The organism is Cognatilysobacter segetis (assembly GCF_004359965.1).
In the GTDB taxonomy this organism is placed as follows: domain Bacteria; phylum Pseudomonadota; class Gammaproteobacteria; order Xanthomonadales; family Xanthomonadaceae; genus Cognatilysobacter; species Cognatilysobacter segetis.
In genome coordinates, this window is record NZ_SMRQ01000034.1 from 14,846 (window position 1) to 39,699 (window position 24,854).

At 71.2% G+C, this 24,854-nt stretch carries 28 protein-coding genes and 1 pseudogene; 14 read left to right on the plus strand and 15 right to left on the minus strand.

Features of this window, described 5'->3' with window-relative positions; genetic code table 11:
- A complete protein-coding gene (locus E4F61_RS09000) occupies nucleotides 1–1,236 on the minus strand; it encodes an alkaline phosphatase family protein (RefSeq protein ID WP_133479334.1) in 1,236 nt (411 codons plus the stop codon).
- A 94-nt stretch (nucleotides 1,237–1,330) separates the two neighbouring features.
- Between E4F61_RS09000 and E4F61_RS09005 the strand changes: the two genes are divergently transcribed.
- From E4F61_RS09005 to E4F61_RS09020, 4 genes are all read left to right on the plus strand, one after another.
- Complete coding sequence (locus tag E4F61_RS09005) at nucleotides 1,331–1,843, plus strand: YybH family protein (RefSeq protein ID WP_133479335.1); 513 nt, start codon at nucleotides 1,331–1,333, stop codon at nucleotides 1,841–1,843.
- A gap of 85 nt (nucleotides 1,844–1,928) precedes the next feature.
- On the plus strand, nucleotides 1,929–2,243 hold the full coding sequence (locus E4F61_RS09010) for a hypothetical protein (RefSeq protein ID WP_133479336.1): 315 nt from the start codon (nucleotides 1,929–1,931) through the stop codon (nucleotides 2,241–2,243).
- 93 nt (nucleotides 2,244–2,336) lie between these two features.
- Nucleotides 2,337–4,004 (plus strand): urocanate hydratase, encoded by a 1,668-nt coding sequence (hutU, locus tag E4F61_RS09015; protein WP_133479337.1) that lies wholly within the window; start codon nucleotides 2,337–2,339, stop codon nucleotides 4,002–4,004.
- A gap of 25 nt (nucleotides 4,005–4,029) precedes the next feature.
- Nucleotides 4,030–5,949 (plus strand): alpha/beta hydrolase family protein, encoded by a 1,920-nt coding sequence (locus tag E4F61_RS09020; protein ID WP_162301461.1) that lies wholly within the window; start codon nucleotides 4,030–4,032, stop codon nucleotides 5,947–5,949.
- Here E4F61_RS09020 and E4F61_RS09025 read toward each other — a convergent pair.
- Nucleotides 5,946–6,440, minus strand: coding sequence for a GNAT family N-acetyltransferase (locus tag E4F61_RS09025; RefSeq protein ID WP_238382867.1), 495 nt, complete (start codon nucleotides 6,438–6,440; stop codon nucleotides 5,946–5,948). The genes E4F61_RS09020 and E4F61_RS09025 overlap by 4 nt on opposite strands.
- A 59-nt stretch (nucleotides 6,441–6,499) precedes the next feature.
- Here E4F61_RS09025 and E4F61_RS09030 point away from each other — a divergent pair, with 59 nt between their 5' ends.
- On the plus strand, nucleotides 6,500–6,847 hold the full coding sequence (locus E4F61_RS09030) for a hypothetical protein (RefSeq protein ID WP_133479339.1): 348 nt from the start codon (nucleotides 6,500–6,502) through the stop codon (nucleotides 6,845–6,847).
- Between the two features lie 60 nt (nucleotides 6,848–6,907).
- On the opposite strand, the gene E4F61_RS09035 is transcribed toward E4F61_RS09030, so the two are convergent.
- Together E4F61_RS09035 and E4F61_RS09040 are read right to left on the minus strand one after the other, a co-directional pair.
- A complete protein-coding gene (locus E4F61_RS09035; RefSeq protein WP_133479340.1) occupies nucleotides 6,908–7,318 on the minus strand; it encodes a hypothetical protein in 411 nt (136 codons plus the stop codon).
- Nucleotides 7,319–7,329: 11 nt separating this feature from the next.
- Nucleotides 7,330–8,532 (minus strand): zinc-dependent alcohol dehydrogenase, encoded by a 1,203-nt coding sequence (locus tag E4F61_RS09040; RefSeq protein WP_133479341.1) that lies wholly within the window; start codon nucleotides 8,530–8,532, stop codon nucleotides 7,330–7,332.
- A gap of 709 nt (nucleotides 8,533–9,241) precedes the next feature.
- Here E4F61_RS09040 and E4F61_RS09045 point away from each other — a divergent pair.
- Nucleotides 9,242–9,478, plus strand: coding sequence for a hypothetical protein (locus E4F61_RS09045; RefSeq protein WP_133479342.1), 237 nt, complete (start codon nucleotides 9,242–9,244; stop codon nucleotides 9,476–9,478).
- A gap of 3 nt (nucleotides 9,479–9,481) precedes the next feature.
- Here the strand turns inward: E4F61_RS09045 and E4F61_RS09050 are convergent, their stop codons facing one another.
- On the minus strand, nucleotides 9,482–11,986 hold the full coding sequence (locus E4F61_RS09050; protein WP_133479343.1) for an ABC transporter permease: 2,505 nt from the start codon (nucleotides 11,984–11,986) through the stop codon (nucleotides 9,482–9,484).
- A complete protein-coding gene (locus E4F61_RS09055) occupies nucleotides 11,983–12,705 on the minus strand; it encodes an ATP-binding cassette domain-containing protein (protein ID WP_133479344.1) in 723 nt (240 codons plus the stop codon). Before E4F61_RS09055 ends, E4F61_RS09050 begins: the two co-directional genes overlap by 4 nt.
- Nucleotides 12,706–12,743: 38 nt before the next feature.
- Here E4F61_RS09055 and E4F61_RS09060 point away from each other — a divergent pair, with 38 nt between their 5' ends.
- A complete protein-coding gene (locus E4F61_RS09060; RefSeq protein WP_238382869.1) occupies nucleotides 12,744–13,421 on the plus strand; it encodes an arylesterase in 678 nt (225 codons plus the stop codon).
- On the opposite strand, the gene E4F61_RS09065 is transcribed toward E4F61_RS09060, so the two are convergent.
- Nucleotides 13,422–13,640 carry an RNA-binding S4 domain-containing protein gene (locus E4F61_RS09065; protein ID WP_133479345.1) on the minus strand — a complete coding sequence of 73 codons (219 nt, stop codon included), beginning with the start codon at nucleotides 13,638–13,640 and terminating at the stop codon, nucleotides 13,422–13,424.
- A 2-nt stretch (nucleotides 13,641–13,642) separates the two neighbouring features.
- Nucleotides 13,643–14,038, minus strand: coding sequence for a DoxX family protein (locus E4F61_RS09070; protein WP_133479346.1), 396 nt, complete (start codon nucleotides 14,036–14,038; stop codon nucleotides 13,643–13,645).
- A 106-nt stretch (nucleotides 14,039–14,144) separates the two neighbouring features.
- On the opposite strand from E4F61_RS09070, the gene E4F61_RS09075 reads away from it, so the two are divergent.
- Both E4F61_RS09075 and E4F61_RS09080 read left to right on the plus strand, forming a co-directional pair.
- Nucleotides 14,145–14,543 (plus strand): VOC family protein, encoded by a 399-nt coding sequence (locus E4F61_RS09075; RefSeq protein ID WP_133479347.1) that lies wholly within the window; start codon nucleotides 14,145–14,147, stop codon nucleotides 14,541–14,543.
- A gap of 113 nt (nucleotides 14,544–14,656) precedes the next feature.
- On the plus strand, nucleotides 14,657–15,022 hold the full coding sequence (locus E4F61_RS09080) for a cupin domain-containing protein (RefSeq protein WP_133479348.1): 366 nt from the start codon (nucleotides 14,657–14,659) through the stop codon (nucleotides 15,020–15,022).
- A 6-nt stretch (nucleotides 15,023–15,028) separates the two neighbouring features.
- Here the strand turns inward: E4F61_RS09080 and E4F61_RS09085 are convergent, their stop codons facing one another.
- Nucleotides 15,029–15,973 (minus strand): DMT family transporter, encoded by a 945-nt coding sequence (locus tag E4F61_RS09085; RefSeq protein ID WP_133479349.1) that lies wholly within the window; start codon nucleotides 15,971–15,973, stop codon nucleotides 15,029–15,031.
- A gap of 63 nt (nucleotides 15,974–16,036) precedes the next feature.
- Entirely contained in the window at nucleotides 16,037–16,924 is an 888-nt protein-coding gene (locus tag E4F61_RS09090; protein ID WP_133479350.1) for a LysR substrate-binding domain-containing protein, read from the minus strand.
- A 170-nt stretch (nucleotides 16,925–17,094) separates the two neighbouring features.
- Between E4F61_RS09090 and E4F61_RS09095 the strand changes: the two genes are divergently transcribed.
- Nucleotides 17,095–17,991 carry a DMT family transporter gene (locus tag E4F61_RS09095; RefSeq protein WP_133479351.1) on the plus strand — a complete coding sequence of 299 codons (897 nt, stop codon included), beginning with the start codon at nucleotides 17,095–17,097 and terminating at the stop codon, nucleotides 17,989–17,991.
- 18 nt (nucleotides 17,992–18,009) lie between these two features.
- Here E4F61_RS09095 and E4F61_RS09100 read toward each other — a convergent pair whose 3' ends face one another.
- From E4F61_RS09100 to E4F61_RS09110, 3 genes are all read right to left on the minus strand, one after another.
- Nucleotides 18,010–18,843 (minus strand): DUF72 domain-containing protein, encoded by an 834-nt coding sequence (locus tag E4F61_RS09100; RefSeq protein WP_133479361.1) that lies wholly within the window; start codon nucleotides 18,841–18,843, stop codon nucleotides 18,010–18,012.
- Nucleotides 18,844–19,007: 164 nt separating this feature from the next.
- Complete coding sequence (locus E4F61_RS09105) at nucleotides 19,008–19,310, minus strand: hypothetical protein (protein WP_133479352.1); 303 nt, start codon at nucleotides 19,308–19,310, stop codon at nucleotides 19,008–19,010.
- 247 nt (nucleotides 19,311–19,557) lie between these two features.
- A complete protein-coding gene (locus E4F61_RS09110; protein WP_133479353.1) occupies nucleotides 19,558–20,136 on the minus strand; it encodes a BON domain-containing protein in 579 nt (192 codons plus the stop codon).
- A gap of 168 nt (nucleotides 20,137–20,304) precedes the next feature.
- On the opposite strand from E4F61_RS09110, the gene motA reads away from it, so the two are divergent.
- Both motA and motB read left to right on the plus strand, forming a co-directional pair.
- Entirely contained in the window at nucleotides 20,305–21,165 is an 861-nt protein-coding gene (gene motA / locus E4F61_RS09115; protein ID WP_133479354.1) for a flagellar motor stator protein MotA, read from the plus strand.
- Between the two features lie 10 nt (nucleotides 21,166–21,175).
- Nucleotides 21,176–22,279 carry a flagellar motor protein MotB gene (gene motB / locus E4F61_RS09120; protein WP_133479355.1) on the plus strand — a complete coding sequence of 368 codons (1,104 nt, stop codon included), beginning with the start codon at nucleotides 21,176–21,178 and terminating at the stop codon, nucleotides 22,277–22,279.
- A gap of 3 nt (nucleotides 22,280–22,282) precedes the next feature.
- Here motB and E4F61_RS09125 read toward each other — a convergent pair whose 3' ends face one another.
- Both E4F61_RS09125 and E4F61_RS09130 read right to left on the minus strand, forming a co-directional pair.
- Complete coding sequence (locus tag E4F61_RS09125) at nucleotides 22,283–23,215, minus strand: peptidylprolyl isomerase (protein ID WP_133479356.1); 933 nt, start codon at nucleotides 23,213–23,215, stop codon at nucleotides 22,283–22,285.
- A 140-nt stretch (nucleotides 23,216–23,355) separates the two neighbouring features.
- Nucleotides 23,356–23,523 (minus strand): annotated as a pseudogene (locus E4F61_RS09130) (HupB); the annotation flags it as partial.
- 153 nt (nucleotides 23,524–23,676) lie between these two features.
- Between E4F61_RS09130 and E4F61_RS09135 the strand changes: the two are divergent.
- Entirely contained in the window at nucleotides 23,677–24,102 is a 426-nt protein-coding gene (locus tag E4F61_RS09135) for a PadR family transcriptional regulator (RefSeq protein WP_133477388.1), read from the plus strand.
- Nucleotides 24,099–24,854: sensor domain-containing protein (locus E4F61_RS09140; RefSeq protein WP_133479357.1), on the plus strand; the 756-nt coding region annotated here is incomplete at its 3' end. The genes E4F61_RS09135 and E4F61_RS09140, both read left to right, overlap by 4 nt.

Sequence of the window (24,854 nt, forward strand, 5' to 3'; positions counted from 1 at the left end):
TCAGCGCGCGTCGCGCAGGGCCGGCAGCAGCGCGGCCGGGTCGCCGTCGTTCGGCTGCGGCGCGACGCCGACGATGCGGGCCAGCATCGGGTAGACGTCGACGTTGTCGATCACCGGCAGCACGACGCCGCGGCGGAACGACGGGCCGCTGGCGACGAACGTGGCGCGCATCGACGGCAGCGCCGGGTCGTAGCCGTGCGAGCCGGTGGTGCGGCCGGCGGGGCGCCTCGCGATCTTCGCGGCCCGGTCGCCGTTCCAGCCCTCGTCCATCTGGCAGACGATCGGCGGCACGCGCGGATTGGCGCCGTAATGCCAGCGCGCCGGCATGGTGGCGCGGGTCCAGCATTCGTAGTGGTCGTGGCGTCCGAGCAGGCGCCGCTCGGCCTCGGCTTCGCGGCCGGGCAACGGACGGAAGCCGAGCGACTGGCCCGTCGTGATGTTCGTGGCGACGTCGGCCGGCACCATGTCCTCGACCGCGACGGCATGACCCGGCGCCACCGTTGCCATGCCATGGTCGGACACCACCACCAGGTTCACGCGGCCCGCCAGTCCGCGGGCGGCGAGTCCCTGGCGCAGCCGGCCGAGGTAGCCGTCGACGGTCTGGCGCGCCTTCTCCGCATCCGCGGAGTCCGGGCCGCGGTCGTGCTCGGCGTGGTCGACGTCCTCGAAGTACAGCGTGACCAGGCGCGGGCGCGTGGCGGCCGGGCGGTCGAGCCAGCCCAGCACGGTGTCGACGCGCGCGGTGCCGGCGAACGACTCGTCGAACGGACGCCATTCCGAGGGACGGACGCCGCCGATCGGCGCCGCGCTGCCGGGCCAGAACATCGTGGCGGTGCGGATGCCGGCCTTTTCGGCGCTCGACCAGATCGGTTCGCCGCCCGCGTCCCACCAGCGCGCATCGCCGACCGCGACCTCGTCGTCCATCGTGAAGCGGCCGAGGCGGGCGTCGTCCACCGTGTTGTGCACGAGCCCGTGGCGGTCGGGCCGCAGCCCCGTCACCAGCGTGTAGTGGTTCGGGAAGGTGAGGCTGGGATACGACGGCCGCATGCCTTCGGCGCGAACGCCGTCGCGCGCGAGCGCGTCGAGGTTCGGCATCCGGCCGCGCGCCACGTCGCCGGCGCGCAGGCCGTCGATCGAGACGAGGATGGTGGCGACGGCCGGCGCCGGGACGGGTGCCACCGTGGTGCAGGCGGCGAGGGACAGGGCGACGGCGCAGGCGGCGAGCGTTCGGATCACGGGGCGACGGACGGTGGCGGGACCATGACTTTAGCCGCTCGTCGCCGGCGCCCGGCAGCACGACCATCGCGAAACCGTCCAGAGGAGCCCTGCCATGCCGCTCGCGTCCCTGCTCGTCCCGCTGCTCGCCGTGGCGCCCGTAGCCGCCCCGGCCCCGGCGCCGTTCTCGGCCGACGAATGCGCGGTGTTCGCGCGCGAGCTGTCGTTCGCGAAGTCGGTCGCCGACCATGACGCGGCCGCGTTCGCGTCGCACGTCGCGCCGGATGCCGCGTTCGCCGCCGGCTCGCCCCGGCCGCAGCGCGGCCGCGACACGATCGTGCGGGCCTGGACGCCGATCATCCGCGGCGACGGCATCCGGCTGGAGTGGTATCCGGTGCGGACCACCGCGGTGGGCGACATCGCCTGGTCGACGGGACCTGCGCTGGCGGAGGAAACGAAGGACGGCGTCACGCAGTCGCGGTTGAGCAGCTTCCAGTCGGTCTGGCGCCGCGGCGCCGACGGGCAGTGGCAGGTCGTGTTCGACGGCGGCACGCCGGGCCGCGACGCGGATGCGGCAGCGATCGCGGCGTTCCGGGCCGCCCGGCCGACGGCCTGCCCGTCGCGCTAAGCCGGGACTGAACCCGGCAGGCGCTGGGCCCCCTGCGCCGGCGCATGCGGCGTATCGTGGACACACGCCCACGGGAGACACCGCCATGCGCCATCGCATCGCCATCGCCACCGCGCTGCTGCTGTCCGCCGCGGCGCCTGCGTTCGCACAGGACGCGACGCCGCCATCGCCCGAGCCGGCGACGCCGGCCGCCAGGGCCCCGGCGCGCGCGGAGGCCGACGTCGACCGCCACTGCCTGCGCGAAACCGGCACCCGGATCCGGCCGCGCGCGAACAGGGCGCAGGACGCGGGTTGCCCATCGATCCATGCCGGCCGCGTCTACACGCAGGAGGATCTGCGTTCGACTGGCGAAATCGACATGGCGGACGCACTGCGCAAGCTCGACACGTCGATCCACTGACCGCCGCGCACGCGTCCCGACGCCCGGCCCCGCGCCGGGCGTCGTCGTTTCCGGCGATGCGATAATCCGGCGATCACCGCACCGGAAGCACCGATGTCCACGCGCGTCGACCCCACCCGCACCGTCCGCGCGCCGCGCGGCAGCGAGCTCAGCTGCAGGTCCTGGCTCACCGAAGCCGCGTACCGGATGCTGCAGAACAACCTCGACCCCGAGGTGGCCGAAAACCCGCAGGCGCTGGTGGTGTACGGCGGCATCGGCCGCGCCGCGCGCGACTGGGAATGCTTCGACGCGATCCTCGACTCGCTGCGCCGCCTCGAAGACGACCAGACGCTGCTCATCCAGTCGGGCAAGCCGGTCGGCATCTTCCGCACGCATGCCGACGCGCCGCGCGTGCTGCTGGCCAACTCCAACCTCGTGCCGCACTGGGCCACGTGGGAGCACTTCAACGAGCTCGATCGCAAGGGCCTGATGATGTACGGCCAGATGACGGCCGGGTCGTGGATCTACATCGGCTCGCAGGGCATCGTGCAGGGCACGTACGAGACGTTCGTCGAGATGGGTCGCCAGCACTACGCCGGCGACCTGACCGGCAGGTGGATCCTCACCGCGGGCCTCGGCGGCATGGGCGGCGCGCAGCCGCTCGCGGCGACGCTTGCCGGCGCATCCTCGCTGACGATCGAATGCCAGCAGTCGCGCATCGACTTCCGCCTGCGCACGCGCTACGTCGACGAGCAGGCGAGCGATCTCGACGACGCGCTCGCGCGCATCGCGAAATACACGCAGGCCGGCGAGGCGAAGTCGATCGCGCTGCTCGGCAATGCCGCGGAAATCCTGCCGGAGATGGTGCGCCGCGGCGTGCATCCCGATGCCGTGACCGACCAGACCAGCGCGCACGATCCCGTGCACGGCTACCTGCCGATCGGCTGGACCGTCGAGCAGTGGCTCGATGCGCAGGCGAACGATCCGGACCGCGTGCGCGACGAGGCCAAGAAGTCGATGCGCGTGCATGTCGAGGCGATGCTCGCGTTCAAGCACGCCGGCATCCCGACCTTCGACTACGGCAACAACATCCGCCAGATGGCCTTCGACGAAGGCTGCGCGAACGCGTTCGACTTCCCGGGCTTCGTGCCGGCCTACGTGCGACCGCTGTTCTGCCGCGGCGTCGGCCCGTTCCGCTGGGTCGCGCTCAGCGGCGATCCCGAGGACATCTACAGAACCGACGCCAAGGTGAAGGAGCTGATCCCCGACGATCCGCACCTGCATCGCTGGCTCGACATGGCGCGCGAGCGCATCGCGTTCCAGGGCCTGCCGGCGCGCATCTGCTGGGTGGGCCTGGGCCTGCGCGACAAGCTCGGCCGCGCGTTCAACGAGATGGTGCGCAATGGCGAGCTCAAGGCGCCCGTCGTGATCGGTCGCGATCATCTCGACAGCGGTTCGGTGGCCTCGCCGAACCGCGAGACCGAGGCCATGCAGGACGGCTCCGATGCCGTGTCCGACTGGCCGCTGCTCAATGCGATGCTCAACGTCGCCGGCGGCGCGACGTGGGTCTCGCTGCACCACGGCGGCGGCGTCGGCATGGGCTATTCGCAGCACTCCGGCGTCGTCATCGTCTGCGACGGCAGCGAGGCGGCGGACCGTCGCCTCGCGCGCGTGCTGTGGAACGATCCCGGCACCGGGGTGATGCGCCACGCCGATGCGGGCTACGCGATCGCGCAGCAGTGCGCGGTCGAGCAGGGCTTGGACCTGCCGATGTTGCGCTGACCGAAGCCGTCAGGGGAGAACGGCGATGCATTGCAGGGGACTGGGTTTGCTGCTGGCCGCCGCGGTCGGCCTCGTCGCGCCGACCGCGCGCGCCAAGGATCCGACGCTGGAGGAAATCCTCCGGCCGCCGACGCACGAACTGCTCACGATCTCGCCGACCGGCCGGTACATCGCCGCGACGATGCGCATCAAGGGCAGGATGATGCTCGCGATCATCAACCGCGAGACGCTCAAGGCCGAACGGCTCATCGACCCGGAGGAGCGCGGCGACATCGCGCGGGTCGAATGGGCGGGACCGGAGCGGGTCTTCGTCATGAATTCGCGCCGCGGCTATCGCGTCGAGCAGGCCTACCTCGAGCCGTACGTGGTCGCGATCAACGTCGACGGCACGCAGAAGCGCACGCTGACGACGTCGATCCTGGACACGCTGATCGACGACGACGGCCACATGCTCGTGGAGAAGTGCGGACGCTCGTCGTCGAAGGGATGCTGGACCTACGTCGAAAAGGTCGGCGTCGACGGCGTGGGCAGCGCGCAGCGCATCGCCGACGCGCCGGCGATCAACGCGAGCTTCCTCGCGGACAACGCCGGCGACGTGCGCTTTTCCTTCGTCACCGACGACGGCGATATCCAGAAGCTCTGGATGCGCAAGGGCGATGGCTGGACGCTGGTCAACGACGAAGCCGTGAGCGGCGTCGAGGTCGCGCCGATCGGGCGGTCGCGGGACGGCCGCTGGGGCTATCTGCTGAGCGAGCGCCCGGCAGGGCCGGACGTGATCGAGCGGCTCGACATGCAGGGCGGTCAGCGCGAAACCGTGCTGGCCGACCCGCGCATGGACCCGGAATACATCGTCTGGTCGGCCGACGGTCGCGAGCCGATCGGTGCCGCATACGGCGCCGGAACCCCTCGCGCGCGCTTCTGGGATGCCGCGCACCCGGACGCCGTGCTGATGCGCCAGCTCGAGGCCGCCTTTCCCGATGACGAGGTGCGCTTCGGCAGCGGCTCGCGCGACGGGCAGTTCGTCATCGTGACCGTGGCGAGCGACCGCGACCCCGGCAGCTTCTACCTGCTCGACCGCAAGAACCGGACCTCCGCGCTGATCGCGCGCACGCGGCCGTGGATCGGTCCGGACGAACTGAGCCCGGCGACGCCCGTGGCGTTCCGCGCGCGCGACGGCCTCGAGCTCACGGGTTACCTGACGCTGCCGTTGCGGCCCGCGGGCGCGAAGCCGCCGCTGGTCGTGCTGCCGCACGGTGGCCCGTTCGACATCAAGGACGACTGGGCCTACGACGAGGAAACGCAGATCCTCGCCGCGCACGGCTACGCGGTGCTGCGCGTCAACTTCCGCGGGTCGGCGGGTTACGGGCGCGCTTTCACGCGGCTCGGTTACCGCGAGTGGGGTCGCAAGATGCAGGACGACCTCACCGACGCGACGCGCTGGGCGATCGGGCGGGGCGACGTCGACCCGGCGCGCACCTGCATCTGGGGAACGAGCTACGGCGGCTATGCGGCGCTGATGGGCGCGGCGCTCGAGCCTGAGCTCTATCGATGCGCGGTCGCGAGCGCGGCGCCCACGGACCTGACCATCCTGTGGCGCTGGGGCGACACCCATCGCAGCAAGTACGGCCGCGTGTTCCTCGAGGAGGCCGTCGGCAAGGACGCCAACGCGCTGCTGGCGGTGTCGCCGATTTCGTACGCGGGGAAGATCAGGCCCGCGCTCATGCTGGCGCATGGCGTGCTCGACGATCGCGTGGCCTTCGAGAACGCGCGGCAGATGACCGCGGCGTTGGAGCGCGCGGGCAAGCCGTTCGTGGGCTACTTCCCGAAGAACGAGACGCATGGCGTCTACGGGCAGGGCAATCGAGAGGCCTATTACGGCCGGGTGCTGGACTTCCTCGCCGAGCACCTCGGCGGCCGCCGTGCCGCAGGCAAGCCAACGCCCTAGGCCTCGTCCACCCGCGCCACCTGGAGGCTCACGCGCTTGCCCGACTCGCCGAGTCGCTGGACGCCCGCTTCGCGGAAACCCATCCGTGCATGGAAGCGTTCGGAGGCCGCATTCGGCGGCTCCACGTCGAACTCGCAGGCGACGAGCGGCACTTGTTCGCGCCGTGCGAGCGCGAATACGTTGGCGTAGAGCCGCCGGCCCAGCCCGCGGCCGCGGTATGCGGCCTCCACGACCACGCGGTCGACATAGATGAAGCGCGGATAGCGCTGGTCGAACCAGCGATAGTTCGGGCTGTCGTAGTCGGCGTGTTCGCGGAATGCCAGCACGAACGCCCGCACGCGTCCCGCGTCCTCGACGACCCGGCACAGCGCGGCGTTGCGCTGCAGCGCGGCCAGGCGCGGCGCGTCCATCGGGCTCAGCACGGCAACGGAGGCCTCGTTCAGCGCGAGCAGCGCGGGGGCGTCGGCGGGCGTGGCATCGCGCAGCAGCATGGGCATCTCCGGGCGCGGCGATCGTAGGCGCTGGCCGGCGGCGGCGCTAGCATGGCCGCATGTACGAGCGACGCCGCCACCCCGTCATCAGCCGCGCGCGATTCCTGAAACGGCTCGCGGCACATGCACTGGTCGCGGTGCTGCTGGTCGGCCTGTCGCTGGGGTTGGGCATGTCCGGCTACATTGCGTTCGAACGCCTTGCACCGGTCGACGCGTTCCTCAATGCGGCGATGCTGCTCGGTGGCATGGGCCCGGTGGACGCACCGCGCAGCGAGGCCGGAAAACTCTTCGCCGGCGGCTATGCGCTCTACGCCGGCCTGGTGTTCATCGTGGCGGCAAGCCTGGTGGTGGCGCCCGTCGCGCACCGCCTGCTGCATCGTTTCCACTGGGAAGACGACAACGCCTGAGCGCGTCACCGACATGCGAACGCCGCCCGCGGGCGGCGTTCCAAGCACTCGCGCCGGCGGTCAGCTGCCGCGACGCAGCCACATCACGGCGAGCAGCCCGACCAGGCCGACGATCGCCACCGAATGCACCTTCTTCGAGCCGCGTGCGTCGCTGAAGAGGCCTTCGACCACGTTCACGCGGTCGGCGAGCAGCAGCATCATCCAGTGGCGGAGGCGGCCCTCGCTGTGCCGGAACGCGGCGCGGCGGATCTTGCCCGACAGGCCGCTGGGCGGGCACGCCGTGCCGAACACCGGCGTGTTACCGGGGCGCTCGATCGAGTGCAGCACCTCGACGGTCTGCGGCTGGGCCTCCGGAACATCCCAATGCGGGTTGCCCATCCGCGGCGGCTGGCGTTCCATTGGAACCGCGGGACGCTTGCTGCGGTCAAGGTCGGCGCCCCAGCCGTTGATCTGCGAACGGTCGAAAGTCATGCGGTGGCTCCTCAGTGCAGGTTCGGCGTGGCAGGCGTGGACGCGCTCGGCGTGAAGCCGACGTCGCTCATGCCCGGCGGAATAAGAACAGTCTTGATGCAGCCGTCCTGCTTCGCCGAGAACATGTGGTACGCGTCGTTGACGTCCTCCAGCGGCACGCGGTGCGTGATGATCTCGCGCGGCTTGATGCGGCCGGCCATCACGTGTTCGAACAGGCGGGGCAGGTGGCGCTTCACGCTCGCCTGGTTGGCGCGCACGGTCAGGCCCTTGTTGACGATGTTGCCCAGCGGGATGGCATTCACAGTCGGACCGTAGACGCCCACGATCGAGATGTTGCCGCCCTTGCGCACCGAATTGATCGCCCATTGCGCGGCCGTTGCGGCGCCCGCCTGCAGCTTCATGCGCACGCCGGTGATCGACTGCCACAGCATGCCGTCCGCCTCCGCGCCCACCGCGTCGATGCAGACGTCCGCGCCGAGCCAGTCGGTCATCTTCTTCAGGTGCACCACCATGTCGTCAACCTCCTTGAAGTTGACGATCTCGGCCGGGCCCCACTTGGCGACGAAGTCGAGGCGGTACTCGACGTGGTCGACGACGATCACGCGCCCGGCGCCCATCAGCCACGCGCTGCGCGCGGCGAGGATGCCGATCGGACCGGCACCGAAGATCACGACGGTGTCGTTCTCCTTGATGTCGCCCATCTCGGCGGCCTGGTAGCCGGTGGGCACGACGTCGGTGAGCAGTACCGCGTCTTCGATGTGCATGCCGTCCGGGATCTTGGTCGGACCGATGTCGGCGAACGGAACGCGCACGTATTCGGCCTGCCCGCCGTGGTAGCCGCCGGTGGTGTGGGAGTACCCGAAGATGCCGCCGACTGCGGTCGATTCGGGGTTGGTGTTGTGGCAGTTGGCGAAGAGCTCGCGCTGGCAGAAATAGCAGCTGCCGCAGGCGATGTTGAACGGCACGATGACGTGGTCGCCCACCTTGAGGTTCTGCACGCTGGAGCCGATCTCCGTGACGATGCCGCAGAACTCGTGGCCGAAGATCGTCCCGACGCGGGTGTCCGGTACCAGCCCGTGGTAGAGGTGGAGGTCCGAACCGCAGATGCAGGTGCGCGTGACTTTGACGATCGCATCGTTCGGATGCTCGATGACCGGCTCGGCGACGTGCTCGGCGCGGACTTTGTAGGGGCGTCGATAGGTGGTGGCCAGCATCGGGTCCTCGTCGTGTTCGATCGCGTGTGTGCCTGAACCTAGGTCGATACGGATAACGAGGATGGCAAGCCGGCCGTAGTCGCCCACGTCGAAATCGCGAACGCCGCGGCCGACGCCGCTGCCGGCACGGCCGCATGCGTGCGTCGATTCGAACGTCTGGGCGGCTGACTTCGGCGGCCCCGCGCGAGGACGCGCTGCGCTGCATCAACCACGCGGCGCGATCGCCGGATCATGATCGGTTAACCGCGCGGACCGCACTCTTCGCGCAAGGCCGTCGACAAGCAAAGCTCAGGCACCGACAGCGGCCCCCGGCGACGACCCGTGCACAGGTCCGCCGCGGTCTCGACGCTTGCACGCCCCGGCAGGTCCGGGGCGTTTTTCTTGGTCGACCGCCATCCGTCACGACGGTCTCACGGCGCGTTGCGGACGCTGGCCGGGCAGTGGCGCGCGTGGCGCCGGCATTCCTCTCCAACCCCGGTCCGGGTGGCCCGGGGTTTTTCTTTGCGCGATCACGCACGTCTAACGTTGGCCGGCGCAGCGTGGCCTCGCGGTGGCCCTCCATCGCACCTCCGCCCTCGAGCGGAACCGCCTCCTGCGAGGCACGAGAGTCCCCGGCGCAGCGTCGCCGGGGATTCCCATCGGAGGCATCGACGCGGTTGCGGTGGCCGCCCGCCGCGGCCAGTGAGCGTTCCATCCACGCCGGCACGGCATGCGACTCCATGCGTTCCAGATGACGGACGGCACCATGCACGTCGTGGCCGAGCGCCTCGTCGCGGTGCTCGACGCGGGCGCCGAACTCGATGGACACGACCTGGGCGTGGCGGACGTCGACCTCGAACGGCTCAGTCCGACCCTCGTGCTCGGGATCGGGCTCGATGCCTGGGCGATCGCGCGCGGGGGCGACGCGATGCTGATCCGCAACGCGCTCGCCGTGCAGGCGAACTGAGGGCTAGTCCTGCAGTTCGCGCAGCGTCGTCGACGGCGGCGCATCGAGCACCCGGCGCGTGGCCCACATGCCCGCCACGAGCGCCGCCACCACGCCGACCGTGGCACCCACGATCGCCGGCTTCGCGTCGAAGGCCCAGGGCAGGTCGAACACGCGCGTGGCGATGACACCCGACAGCACCGTCGCCGCGATCGCCGCGACCAGCCCCGACAGCAGGCCGATCGCCACGAACTCCGAGGCCTGCGCCATCCGCAGTTGCCCGCGCCGCGCCCCGAGCACCCGCATCACGCCGCCTTCGAGCAGGCGCTCGTCCTGGCTCGCGGTCACCGCCGCCAGCAGCACCAGCACGCCGGCAGCGAGCGAGAACCAGAACACCACCTGCACGACCGTCGACACCTGGTCGCCGGTGGCGCGCACCTGCGCGAGCACGGCGTCGATGTCGATCACCGTGAGGTTGGGGAAGCGATCGACGAGCCGTGCGGTGAACCGCGGCTGCGACGCGGGCACGCGCACCGCGGTGATCCAGCTCGCCGCGTAACCGTCCAGCGCATGCGGCGAGGCGACCACGAAGAAGTTCGGGCGGAAGCTCTCCCAGTCGACTTCGCGCAACGAGGTGATGCGTGCGGTGAATGGCTGGCCGGCGACGTCGAAGGTGATGCGATCGCCGATCCTCCAGCCGAGCCGCTCCGCGAAGCGCTGCTCGACCGACAGCTCCGGCGAAGCGGGCGTGCCGCGCCACCAGTGACCGGCGACGACGCGGTTGCCGGCACCCGGCCGCGCCGCGACCGACAGGTTGAACTCGCGTTCGGCGAAGCGGCGCGCGTCGTCCTCGCGGTACGACGCGCCGCTCACCGCGCGGCCGTTCCGCTGCACGAGGCGCGCGCGGATCATCGGCACCAGCTCGGGCGCGCCGAGTCCCTGGTCGCGGATGAAGGCGCGCACGTCGCGCACCTGGTCGTCCTGCACGTTGATGACGAAGCGGTTCGGTACGTCGGTCGACAGCGAACGCTGCCAGCGATCGAGCAGGTCGGTGCGCACGAATGTCAGTAGCAGCAACGCCATGAGCCCGAGGCCGAGCGCACACACCTGCGCGACGCTCGTGCCCGCGCGCCGGCTGACGTTCGCAAGGCCATAGCGCAGCGGCCCGCGCAGCCGCGTGCGCAGGGCGCGCACGGCGAGAATCAGCCCGAAGGCGAGCAGTGCCAGCACGGCGAGCGTCGCGACGACGCCCGCGAGCATGGCGATCCCCAGCGTGGGTGACCCCGCCTTCCACCACAGCAGCGCGCCCAGCGCCGCGATGCCGAGCGCACCGACGGCCCATGCGCTCGGCTCCACGGGGTCGAGGTCGCGACGCAGCACGCGCAACGCCGGAACACGCCGCAGCGCGAGCACGGGCGGCGCGCCGAACGCGAGCAGTACGACCAGCCCGAGCAGCAGGCCCTGCAGCGCGGGCATCAGGCCGGCGGGCGGGATCGACAGCGCGAGTTTCCGCGCCAGCCACAGGCCGACGCCCCATTGCATCGCGAACGCGAGCACGACGCCCGCGACGCTCGCCGCGACGCCGAGCAGCGCCAGCTCGCCGACGTTGATCGCGACGATGCGCCGCTGCGAGGCACCGAGGCAGCGCATGACCGCCGCGCCCGCGCGATGGCGCTCGCTGTGCCGGCGCGCGGCCATCGCCACGGCCACCGCCGCGAGCATCACCGACACCATCGCGGCCAGGCCCAGGAAGCGCCCTGCGCGATCCAGCGCCGAGCGCACTTCGGGGCGCGCGTTGCCGATCGTCTCGAGCCGCTGGCCGCGGCCGAGCGCGGCCTTCGCCGTCGCGGTGAAGCGTTCGACCGCGCCGGCATCGCCCGCGACGATCAGCCGGTATTCCAGCCGGCTGCCTTCCTGCACGAGCCCGGTGCGCGGCAGGTCGGCCAGCGGGATGAGCACGCGCGGTGCGATGTTGAACAGATCGGTCGACGCGTCCGGTTCCTGCGTGACGATCGCCGCGATGCGGAACGTCGCATCGCCCAGCGTCACCGTATCGCCGACCTTCGCATCGAGCGCCTGCGCGCCGTTGCGCGTGAGCCAGGCGGTGCCGCGTGCCGGAGTCGCGGTCGTGACCGTTTCCGTGCCGCGCGCATCGAGTACGCGGAAGGTGCCGCGCAGCGGGAAGCCGTCGCCGAGCGCGCGCAGGTCGGCGAGCTTCAGCCGTTGCGCCTCGCCTTCGCCGACGGACGCCATCGTCGTGAGCTCGCGGGTCTCCGCCACGCGCAGGCCGGGCGCGCGCGCGGCGTCGAGCATGCGTTTGGAAGGCGGCCCGTCGCCGCGCACCACCGCGTCGCCGCCCAGCAGGCGGTTGGCCTCGATCGCGAGCGCGCGCTCGGCGCGGTCGGTGACGAAGCCGACCGAGGTCACCGCGAGTACCGCGAGCACGACGGCCGCGATCAGGAGGCGCACCTCGCCGGCGCGCAGGTCGCGCCTGAGCTGGCGCCAGGCGAGCGCGAGCGTGCCGCTCATCGCGCCGCGGCCGTGTCGTCGACCAGGCGGCCGGCGTCCAGGCGCAGGCGGCGGCTGCAGCGCGCGGCGAGTGCATCGTCATGCGTGACCAGCACCAGCGTCGTGCCGGCCTGCTCGTTGAGTTCGAAGAGCAGCTCGATGATCGCGGCGCCGGTGCGGGTGTCGAGGTTGCCGGTGGGCTCGTCGGCGAACAGCAGGCCGGGGCGGGTGACGAAGGCGCGGGCGAGGGCGACGCGTTGCTGCTCGCCCCCCGACAGCTGGCGCGGGTAGTGCGCCAGCCGCTCGCCGAGACCGACGCGCTGCAGGATGGCGCGCGCCGGCGCGTCCGCGTCCGCGTCGCCGCGCAGCTCCAGCGGCAGCATCACGTTCTCCAGCGCGGTGAGGGACGGCAGCAGCTGGAAGTTCTGGAAGACGAACCCGACCTTCTCGCCGCGGACGCGCGCGCGGCCGTCCTCGTCGAGCGTGGACAGCGGCTGGCCGTCGAGCAGGACGCGCCCGCCCGAGGGGACGTCGAGCCCGGCCAGCAGCGACAGCAGCGTGCTCTTGCCCGACCCCGACGCGCCGACGACGGCCACCGTCTCGCCGGGGGCGATCGAGAAATCGACGTCGCTCAGGATCACCAGCGGGCCCGAGGGCAGCGCCACCGACTTGCCGAGCGCATCGGCCTGGAGCGCCGAGGGCGCGGTCCTTCGGGCGGGGTTCACGGTCGCGTCGAGCATCATGTCTCCCATCAGGGCCGAAGCGGCCGGAGGAACGGATGAACCCCGCATATGAAGGCATGACCGCCCGCATTCAACGGCGGCTGTGGTGGCTGGTGATGGCGATGGCGCTGCTGGTCGCCCTGCCGGTGCAAGCGCGCACCCCGGCGAAGCAGGCGCCGGTGACCACGAAGACCGTGCTGGTGATGGGCGATTCGCTCTCGGCCGGCTACGGCATCGCCGTGCAGCAGGGCTGGGTGTCGCTGCTCGGGCAGCGGCTGAAGGCCACGAACCCAGGCTGGAAGGTGGTCAATGCCAGCGTCAGCGGCGAGACGACGGCCGGCGGCTTGTCGCGCCTGCCCCGCGAGCTGTCGCGCGTGAAGCCGGCGGTGGTCGTCATCGAACTGGGTGCGAACGACGGCCTGCGCGGCCTGCCGGTGCGCGACATGCAGGCCAACCTCGACCGCATGACGAAGCTGTCGAAGGCCTCGGGCGCGAAGGTACTGCTGCTGGGCATGCGCATGCCGCCCAACCTCGGCCGCGCCTATACCGAGGGCTTCGCCAATGCGTACACGGGCGTGGCGCGCGGCAACGGCGCGTCGCTGGTGCCGTTCTTCCTCGAGCCGATCGTCATGCAGCGCGCCGCGTTCCAGCGCGACAACCTGCATCCGACCGCGCCCGTCCAGGGCAAGCTGCTCGACCACGTCTGGCCGGCGCTGCGCCCGCTGATGAAGTGATCAGGCGGGGACGACGCGGATCTCCACGTCGCCCAGCCGCACCGACTGGCCGGCGCGGATCTTCGCGGTCTTGCGCAGCTCCACGTGCCCGTCCACGTTGACCGCGCCGCTGGCGACGATCTGCTTGCCGGCGCCGCCGCTGTCGCACAACCCGGCCAGCTTGAGCAGCTGGTTGAGCTCGACGTACTCGCCCTCGAGTTCGAAGTCGACGACGTGCACGGTCAGCGCTCGTTGACGCTGTAGCGGCCGGGGCCGAGCAGCGCCAGGGCGAGCGCGGACACCGCGTACATCGCCTGCAGCTCGAGCGACCAGCCGCCCTGCTCGTTGAACGCGCCGAGCTGGCGCATGTGCACCAGCATCACCGCCACCAGCATGTTGACGAACACCAGCACCGCGCCGATGCGCGCGTGGAAGCCGGCGATCAGCATCAGCGGGCCGATCACTTCGCCCAGCAGCACGCCGTAGCCGAGCGCGCCGGGCAGGCCGTGCGACTCGACCATGTGCACGATGCCGCCCATCCCGCCGTTGAGCTTGGCGAGCCCGTGGAAGAGGATCAGCACGCCGAGGGTGACGCGCAGGATCAGCTTGGCGATGTCGTGCTGGGTATTGGCGTTCATCGAAGTCCCCGGAGTCGAACGCGGCGAGCATAGACGCTCGCCGCGGTGGCTGTCTGCGACGCCGGGCGCGCGCTAGGATCGCGCCGCATCCAACGGAGACGACGCGATGATCGCCTACACCACCCTCGGCACCAACGACCTGCCGCGCGCCGCGGCGTTCTACGACGAACTGCTCGCGCTGATCGGCGGCAAGCGGGAGATGGAGCAGCCGGGCTATTTCATCGCGTACGGCAACGGCGGGGCCGGGGCCGGCCTGGGCATCACCGTGCCGTTCGACAAGCGCACGGCCACCGTCGGCAACGGCACGATGGTGGCGCTCGAGGCGAAGGATCGCGCGCAGGTGGACGCGGTGCACGCGAAGGCGCTCGCGCTCGGCGGCGCCGACGAGGGCGCGCCCGGCGAGCGCTTCCCGGGCTTCTACGCGGCCTACTTCCGCGACCTGGACGGCAACAAGCTCAACATCTGCTACATGACCTTCGACCAGTCGGCGCACGCGCCGGCCTGACGCCGCCGGCCCGAGCGCAGGCGCGGCGTCGGTCCGGCGCCGCGCGCGGTCGAGCGTCGCGACTGATCCGCCCTCGACATGGCCGGTGGGAGCCTTCCCTCGAGGAGGTGCCCATGCACACGAAGAAGCTCGGCCTGCGCGAAGGCTTCCGCGTCGCCTTCGAGGTACGGCGCGTCCAGTGCGCGGAAATGGTGCTGGCGCCGGGCGACACCGAGGGCGGGGACGACAACTACCACCGCGGCGCGGACCGGTGGCTCTACGTAGTCGATGGCCGCGGTGTCGCCACGGTGGAGGTCGACGGACGCAAGCGCCGCGTCGCGCTGGCGCCGGGCCGGCTCCTGGTGATCGAGAAGGGCGAGCGCCACGAAGTGCGCAATACCGGCGACGGGCTGCTGCGCACGCTCAACTTCTACTACCCGCCGGCCTTCGCCCGCGACGGCGATCCGAAAGGGCCCGGCCGCGGGCGCGCACGGCGCTGAGTCGCGTCAGTCGACCATGCCCTTAGCCTCGGACGCGGCGAGCATGTCCGGATGCTCGATGCGCCGCAGCCGATGCAGGAGCGGATACGCCAGCACCGCGGCAAGGATGATCGCCACGCCCGCGTAGAACGCGAGGCTGAGCTCGCGCTGCTCGCCCAGCAGCAGGATCGCCAGCACGATCGCGTAGACCGGCTCCAGGTTCACGGCCAGCTGGGCGGCGAACGCGCTCATGTGGCGCAGCGCGACGAGCGACAGCGCGTACGGGATCAGCGTGCAGCCGATCGACAGGGCCAGCAGCAGGCCGGTGTCGCGCATCGACGGCAGCACCATGGTCAGGCCCTCGCCCGGCATCAGCAGCGCCATCAGCGGCGAGAGCACCGTGAGCGCGAGGGTGCCCGCGCCGAGTTCGATCGCGGTCACGGTCAGCGCGTCGCCGTGCTCGACCAGACGCTTGTTGAGCGAGCCGAACAGCGCGACGAGGATCGCCGACAGCGTGCCCACCGCCACGCCCGCGCGCATGCCCGGCGGGATGCCGCCCACGACGAAGGCGACGCCCGGCAGCACCGCCACGCCGAGCAGGAAATCGCGCGGCTGGAAGCGCGTGCGCGCGAGCCACGGCTCGGCGAGCGCGGTGAACACCGTGCCCAGCGCGATGCAGGTCGCGCCCACGGACGCGTTCGAGAGCTTGATCGAGCCGTAGAAGGTCAGCCAGTGCAGCGCGACCAGCACGCCGATGCCGGCATACGCGGCCACCAGCCGCCCCGGCATCGCGCGCAGCCCGCGCCATACGCGGGGGACGCAGGCCAGCACCGCGACCACGAACAGCATGCGCCACCAGACCAGCGGCAGTGCGCGCAGGCTGATCATCTTGCCGAGGATCGCGGTGAAGCCCCAGAGCAGGACGCAGAAATGGATCTGAAGGAAGGCGCGGCGGGTTTCGGGCGTCGTCATCGCACCATTATCGATGCGGTCGCGCGATCCGCCGGCGACGGATCGCACGCAGCGCCATTGCGGTCACGGAACGGCGCGCCGCGCCTCGTCGACCAGCCAGTCGACGAACGCCCGCGCCGACGGACGCAGCCGCCGGTGCGTCGGCACGACCACGTAGTAGGCCCAGCGCGCACGCACCGCCGGGCCCGGCAGGCGCACCAGCCGGCCACTATCGAGGTACGGCGCGACGATGTGCTCGCGCGCGAGCACGGCGCCGAGGCCGGTCGCCGCCGCTTCCAGCGCGCCGGTCGAATCGGTGAAGCGCAGGCGCTCGTCCGGCGTGACGCCGCGCACCTGCGCCTCGCGGAACCAGTCGGGCCAGCCCTGGCGTGCGTTGTCGGAGACCAGGGGCAGGCGCGCGACCTCGTCGACGGAGGCGATGCCTTCGGCCATGGACGGTGCGGCGACCGGGAACAACCGCTCCTCGAGCAGCGGCGTCGCCTGCGTGCCCGGCCACTGGCCGGCGCCATGGCGCACGGCGAGGTCGGGGCCGCTGTCGTCGAAACGTGCGAGCGCGAATCCCGTCTCGAAGCTCAGCCGCACGTTCGGATGCAGGGCCGTGAAGCGGGGCAGGCGCGGCATGAGCCAGGCGCAGCTGAACGAGTGCAGCGTGGCGATGCGCACGAGGTCCGCGTCGCCGCTGGAAGCCTTCAGGCCGCGCAGCACGTCCTCGATATCGGCCAGCGAACTGCTGGCGGCGTCGGCGAGTTGTCGGCCCGACGCGGTGAGCGCCACGCCGCGCGCGTGCCGCTGGAACAGCGGCAGCCCGAGGCGCGATTCCAGCTTGCGCACGTGGTGGCTGACCGCCGACGCGGTGAGGTGCAGCTCCTCACCGGCATGGGCGAAGTTCTGGTGGCGCGCCGCGGCCTCGAAGGCGGCGAGGGCGGACAGCCATTCGGCGCGGGTTCCCATGCGAGCCTCAAGCCAGATTCGTGTCGGACCGCGAAAGTATGCGCTTGTGGCGCGGCCCCGGGCGCGGACAATGGCGACCGAACCCAATGTGGCATGAGGCTCGCGGGCACACGATGCGGATGGCGTCGCGCGCCGGGCAGGCCGAGGCTACGTCGTCCCGGAGAACCGCCATGGCCGTCGATGCCACCGCTACCCCGCTGTCCACGCCGTCGCGCACCGCCGGCTGGATCACCCCCGTCGAGATCACCGTGCTCGGCGCGATCTGGGGCGCCTCGTTCCTGTTCATGCGCATCGCGGCGTCGGAGTTCGGGCCCGCCGCGCTGGTCGAGCTGCGGCTCGCGTTGGGCGCGATCGTGCTGTCGCCGTTCCTGTGGCGCGCACGGGCGGACTTTCCGCTGCGGATGTGGCCCAAGCTCGCGCTGATCGGCGCGGTCAACTCGGCCGTGCCGTTCCTGCTGTTCGCCTGGGGCGCCGAGCGCGCACCCGCCGGCGTCGGCGCCATCTGCAATGCGATGACCGTGCTGTTCACCGCGCTCGTCGGTGCGACGTTCTTCGGCGAGCGCATCGGCTGGACTCGCGCGATCACGCTCGCGACCGGCTTCGCCGGCGTGGTGGTGCTGGCCAGCGGCCGCATCGCCGGCGCGGACATCGGCGCGGCCGTGCTCGCCGGCGCGACCGCTGCACTGCTTTACGGCATCGGCATCCAGCTCGTGCGACGCCATCTCACCGGCCTGCCGGCCACCGCCGTCGCGCCGGCCACGCTCGCCTGCGCGGCCGTGCTGCTGCTGCCGTTCGGCATCGCGCAATGGCCCGCCCGGATGCCCTCGGCGCAGGCATGGCTGTCGGTCGCGCTGCTCGGTGTGATGTGCACCGGCATCGCCTTCGTCATGTACTACCGGCTGATCGCGCGCATCGGCGCGTCGCGGGCGTCGACGGTGACGTATCTCGTGCCGTTGTTCGGCGTGGCCTGGGCGTGGTGGCTGCTGGCCGAGGTGCCGACTGCGCGCATGGCGATTGCCGGCGCCCTGATCCTCGGCAGCGTCGCGCTGAGCCAGCGCACGAAATGATGCGGCGCCGGTAACGCCTCAGCGGCGCAGCAGTCTGGCGATCATCGCCATCGCCGCGGCGGGATTGCGCTGCTTGGCGCCGCCGATGAAATAGGCGAACACCTCGCGCTGGCCGAGCGGGGGCGCGGGCTCGGCGATGCGCGGCATGTCGACCGGATCCTCGCCGCGCGACCACTGCTGAAGCCGCGACAGCCAGACGTCGAGGTCGTCCGGCGGATACCCTTCCTGCAGGTCCACGCGCGACCGCATCAGGCGCACGTAGACCACGCGGCCAGTGACGTCGCCGAGCGCGGGCATGTCGGGTGCGTCGGTGAACACGGTGCCGGCGCCGAACGCGCGCGCGACTTCGATGTAGCGCGGATCGACGAAGCTGGGGTGGCCCGGTTCGATGACGTGGCGCAGCGGCCGGCCGTCGAGCGTGCGCGGCAGCAGGTCGAGGAACGCGGCCAGGTCGTCGGCATCGAACACGCGGCTCGGCGGCATGTGCCACAGCACCGGGCCCAGGCGATCGCCCAGCTCGGCCAGGCCGCCATTGAGGAACGCCCATGCGGCCTTGCCGCACTTGGCCAGCGGGCCGCGCTGGGTGATGTGCTGCGGAGCCTTGACCGAGAACGCGAAGCCTTCAGGCGTCTGGTCGCGCCACTGGGCGTACTCGGCCGCCCGACGCGCGCCGTAGAAGGTGCCGTTGATCTCGATGCTGCTGAACCGCCGGCTCGCGTACTCGAGCTCACGGCGCGATACCAGGCCCTGCGGATAGAACGTGTGGCGCCACGGTGCGTAGGTCCAGCCGCCGATGCCGATGCGGATGCCGTCCACCGCCGGCACGCCGCTGCCGAATGCGGCGGGCACCATCGACACCATCGCGCTCCGCGGACTCCGGTCCGACAGCAGCGTTTCGTGCAGTCGGCCGTGCATGGTCACGCTCCCGCCGGGCCGTGCAGGCGCGCCGGATCGCGCGGGGCGCGATCGTGGGCATTGCAGCGAAGGGGGCTCGGGGCGGCGCGCATCGTCCGACCTCAGCTGTTCCAGTCGGCGTCGTTCTCGAACTCGACCAGCACGTCGAGGTCGAAGGCCAGCGCTTCCACGGCGTCGCGGACGCGCTGCACGGCGAGGTCGTTCGGTGCCTCGACCTCGAGCTCGTGCACGCCGGGGCCCTGGTCGTCGGGGAGGCCGGCCGAGCTGGAGTCGTCGTCGTCGAGGCGCGGCATGAGGTCGGCGACCTCTTCCACGTGCTCGATGCCGTCGATGCTCTGCAGCAGGTTGCCGATGGCGCGGGCGTGGTCGTCGCTGCCGGTCACTCGCATTCGCATCACGGGCATGGTGGGTACGTCCGGTCAAGAGGAGACGAAATCGAGGCTAGGCAGCGCGCGGCAAAGGCGGCGTGATGGCAAACGGGCCTGTTTCAAGCGGTTCAGCGCGCGTCGCGGCAGCGGCGACGCGACGCGACGCGACGCGCGGGCGCCGCCGTACGCGTGATCCCGTTCGCACATGCTTGCGGGCCCTGCGCCGCGCCAACGAAAAACGCCCGCGACGGGCGCGGGCGTTTTTCGAATGCGGTGATGGGGATCAATCCACGCGCGAATCGCGCGGCTGCCAGTCGGCATTCGGCGGTGAGCTGGAGAAGCCGCTGCCGGGCTGGTCGAGGCCGCTGCGCACGGCGCCACCCGGGCCGAACGATGCCAGGCCGTTGTCGACGTGGATGCGGTTCTCGACCTCGGACACGCCGCGGACGCCGTCGGCGATGTCCTCCGCGCGATGCTTCATCCAGCGCTCGGGCACCTCGCCCGTCAGCAGCACCCGGCCGTCCTCCACGCGCAGCAGGATCTCGCTGGCGTCGAGCAGCTCGTCGTCGCGGAAGCGCTCGCTGATCTCCTCGGCGATCAGCGAATCCGGGCGCGTCGCGTTGCGGGTGCCGCGACGACGCGGCTGCATCGCGCGATGCGTCGAGTCGGCGATCGCGCGGCCCTCGGCCTGGCGGAGGTCGCGGCCGTAGCGCGGTTCGTACGGGCCGCCGATGTCGGGCGCGCCGAAGGAATCGTCGCGGCCGGAGGCGAGCTGGCCGCGGTCGGTGACCGAGGGCATGTCCTCGTAGAGGCGGGCGCCGGCGTCGCGGGTGGGGCCGTGCTGCGGGGTTTCGCGGTTCATGTCGGGCTCCTTGCGGGTCTCGGGTTCCATGCTCGGGCCCGCGCCGTGACCGGCATGCCAACACGCGCCGCTGCCACGGCCGCTTGGCCGGGCGCGCGACTCAAGATCGCCGCGCCGCCGCCGTTAGCTCACCTGTCGAAATTCCCCGCCCCCGCAGGAGCTACACGGATGTACCTGATCATCGGCGCCGTCGTCGTCCTGGCCAGCGTCCTGGGCGGCTTCATGATGGTGGGCGGCAAGCTGCTGGCGCTGTGGCACGTCAACGAGTTCATCGTGATCCTCGGCTGCGCCATGGGCTCGTGGGTCGTGGCCACGCCGATGAAGGTGATCAAGGCCTCGCTCGCCGGCGTCAAGGGCGTGATGAAGGGCCCGAAGTACACGCGCGGCGACTACGTCGACCTGCTCAAGCTCATCTACGAGCTGCTGGTGAAGATGCGCCGCGAAGGCATGATGGCCATCGAGGCGCACATCGAGCAGCCGCAGGACAGCTCGATCTTCCAGAAGTACCCGAAGGTCCTCGCCGACCACCACATGCTCGACTTCATCACCGACTGCCTGCGCCTGATCGTGGGCGGCAACATGGCGCCGCACGAGCTCGAATCGCTGCTCGAGTACGAACTGGAAACGCACCACCACGAAGCGCTCGAGCCGTCGCATTCGGTGCAGAAGGTGGCCGACGCACTACCGGGCTTCGGTATCGTCGCGGCCGTGCTCGGCATCATCAACACGATGTCGATCGTCGGCAGCGCGGCGCCGTCGGAGATCGGCGAGAAGGTCGCGTCCGCGCTGGTCGGCACGTTCCTCGGCATCCTGATCTCGTACGGCTTCGTCGCGCCGATCGCCAGCGCGATGGAGAACCGCGCGCACGAGGACGGCAAGGCCTTCGAGGTGGTGAAGATGGCGCTGATCGCGAGCCTGCGCGGCTACGCGCCCAGCGTGGCGATCGAGTTCGCGCGCAAGCTGCTGTTCTCCGACGTGCGTCCGTCGTTCCAGGACCTCGAGGCCGACCTCAAGGCCGCGCGGGGCTGAGCGCGCGACCATGGCCGCCGCGCAGCAGCAACCGCCGATCATCCTGATCAAGCGCCGCAAGAAGGGCGGCGGCGCGCATCACGGCGGCTCGTGGAAAGTCGCCTACGCCGACTTCGTGACCGCGATGATGGCGTTCTTCATGGTCATGTGGCTCGCCGCCACGATGCCGCAGGAGAAGCTTGGCGGCATCGCCGATTACTTCAAGAACCCGAGCGCGGTGCGCGGCCGCACCAGCACGGCGGTGCAGGGCAAGATGGGGCCGGGCGGCGCGGGCGACACGCCGATCAAGCTCTTCAGCCAGGTGCGCAATCCGCCCGGTGCGGGCGATGCGAAGATCCCCGGCGTCGGCAGCGGCAAGACCGCCGACACCGACGCCGCGCGCAAGGCACTGGAGAAGGCCGACAAGCAGAAGCTCGAGGTCCTCAAGCAGATGCTGCAGAAGGCGATCGCGCAGAGCCAGGCGCTGGCGCCCTTCAAGGACCAGCTGTTGATCGACATCACGCCGGAAGGGCTGCGCATCCAGATCATCGATGCGCAGAACCGGCCGATGTTCGACCTCGGCTCGCCCGAGCTGCGCGACTACACGCGCACGATCCTCGTCGAGCTCGCGAGGTACATCGACCAGGTGCCCAATCGCGTCGCGATCAGCGGTCATACCGACACCACGCCCTACGCCGCGAAGAACGGCTACAGCAACTGGGAGCTGTCGGCCGAACGCGCGAACGCGGCGCGCCGCGCGCTCATCGCCGGCGGCATGCGCGAGGAGAAGCTCGCGCGCGTCGTCGGGCTCTCGTCGTCGGTGCCGTTCAACCGCAACGACCCGGCCGATCCGAAGAACCGGCGCATCTCGCTGGTGGTGCTGAGCCAGGAGGCCGAGCGCATCGCCGCCGAGAGCGACACGCCGCGCATGGCGGGCGACGGTCGCCCGAACGATCCGCCACCGGTGCCGCGCACGCTGGAGGCCGGCCCGCCGCGGTCGCCCGCGATCGCGCAGGCCGCGGCTAAGGCGCCGGCGGCCGACGCCGCCGCGAGCGCCGCCGAGGCCGCGCTGGTGCTCGCGAACGGCACGCGATCGCGACCCGCCGCCAACGCGCCGCCGGTCATCCAGCGCTGACCGTCAGCGCTTCGCCTCGCGCGAGGGCAGCGGCACGTTGCACAGGTCGATGTGGTGCGACTGCACCTTGTAGAACGCATCACGGCGGTTGCGGCGCGCCTCGACCAGCTCGGCGAACAGCGGCGAGTCGGTGCGCATCACCTCGACGTTCGTGCGCTCGCTCTCCGGCACGTCGGCCGCGAGGCGGATCGCGCGGATGCCCACGCGCTGCTCGGGCTTCTCGAAGAAGCCCAGCGGGCCGGTGCCGCGCGGGATCGTCGACAGCCATTCCATGCCCTGCACGACGCGGCCGACCATCGACATGTTGCGGTCGAGCTGCCGCGGCGACTGGCCGGTCACGACGTAGAGCTCGGTGCCGTCGCTGGAATCGGCCTCGTTGTTGCGACCGGCGCCGACCGCGCCGTAGCAGTGCGCCATCCAGTACGTGTTCGCTTTCGGGTCGTGGCCGGCGGGAATGCCGTCGACGAAGCCCACCTGCGGCGCCCAGCCGTCGACGTCGGGCAGTCGCGTCCAGCCCGGCGCGGACTTCGACGCGAAGGTGAACTCGGCGGGCAGGTGCTTCTTCGCGCTGCCGGTCGGCTTCTTCTTCGCGGCGTCTTCCTCGGGATCGCCCCACTGCACGACGAAGTTGTCCTGCGAGCGCAGGATCGACAGCCCGTTCCAGTAACCCTCGTGCGCGAGCGTACGCACCTGCGCCACGTGCTGCGGCGCGAAGCGCGGCGCGAGCTCCACGACGACGCGATGGCCATTGGCCAGATCCAGGTACAGCGTGTCGCGCGGGTCGAGGCGCCGCCAATCGGACGGCCTGGAGGCGTCGATGATTTCCTGCATCGAGCGCGCGTTGGCCGGCGCCTTCGGGGCCGCCGCGACCGACGTCGTGCAGGCGAGGGCGAGTGCGAGGGACAGCGTGGCGACGGCCGGGCGCGTCATGGGCATGGTGGGTTCCCCTGGAGAGTCCACCAATTCTGTCGCATGCGCCTTGCCCACCGCACGCTGCACCTGCGTTCGGATACGACGACGCCCGGCGCGGGACCGGGCGTCGAGAGACAACCTAACGGGCGGACTCAGTGGTGCGTGCGGCCCGAGCCCGACTTCTTGCCGCCGCCGTCCTGCTTGTTGACGGTGGCCCAGGCGATGCGCTCGGCGTCCTTGTCGGACTTGCCGGCCTTCTTCTCGCTGGACTCGATGTGCGAGGCCTCGCGCTTCTGCTTGTCGGTGTAGCTGGACTTGTCGCCGCGGCTCATGGCGCGCTCCGGTGGTGGGTTCGTCCCGGTGATACCGCCGCCGGTGTCGTGGCGGGGACAAAGCGGCCGTGACGTTGGTTCAGTGACCAATGGCAGGTTCGGTATATCGGACTTCGCACTACAGTGAAGTCGTCATCAGGCAGAGGCTCCGCCATGTCAGCCCAACCCGCCGCCGATCCCGACCTGCACCTGCGCAAGTTCCAGAAGGAGCTCAGCGCCGGGACGGTCTCGCTCGCCCTGCTCGCCGTGCTCGGCGAGGCCGCCGAGCCCATGTACGGCTACCAGATCGCCAAGCGGCTGGAACAGCTGGAGGGCGTGCTGGCCGGCAAGCAGAGCGCGCTCTACCCCGTGCTGCGCGGGCTGGAGGGGGCGGGGCTGCTGTCGAGCCACGTCGAGCCCTCCGTCTCCGGGCCGCCGCGCCGCTACTACCGCATCAACGACGCCGGCCGCGGCGTGCTCGCGCACTGGGCCGCCGCCTGGCGCGGCACGCGCGACTCGGTCGACGCCGTGCTCGGCCCGCTCGCCCGTTCCGACTCCACATCCACCGACGCCACCGCCCTCCGGGGAGACTCCGCATGAACGCCGCCCACACCTTCGCCCCCGGCCTGGCCGCCCCGACCACGATCGCCGAATACCTCGACCGCCTGCGCGCCGCGCTCGCCGGTGCCGATCCGGCGCTCGTGCAGGACGCGCTCTACGACGCCGAGGACTACCTGCGCTCCGAGATGGCCGCCAATCCCGGCCGCAGCGAGGCGCAGGTCATCGCCGACGTCGCCGGCAGCTACGGCGCGCCCGACGAGGTCGCCGACATCTACCGCGACACCGAGGTGCGCGTGCAGACCGCGCTGCAGGCACCGAAGCCGGCGGCACGCCGTTCCGCGCTGGGCCGCTTCTTCGGCGTCGCCGCCGAGCCGCGCACCTACGCCGCGCTGTTCTACATGCTGCTTTCGCTCGCGACCGGCATCTTCTACTTCACGTGGACGGTCACCGGCCTGTCGCTCAGCGCCGGCCTGTCGGTGCTGATCATCGGCATCCCGTTCGTGATCCTGTTCTTCGGATCGGTGCGCGTGCTGTCGCTCGTCGAAGGCCGGCTGGTCGAGGTGATGCTCGGCGAGCGCATGCCGCGCCGCCCGCTGTACGTCACCCGCGACGCGCCGTTGCTCGAGCGCATCAAGGCGATGTTCGTCGACCCGCGCACCTGGGGCACGATGCTCTACATGCTGCTGATGCTGCCGCTCGGCATCGTGTACTTCACCGTCGCGGTGACGCTGCTGTCGGTCGCCGCGGGCTTCATCGCCGCGCCCGTGCTCGCGCTGTTCGCCTGGGCGGGC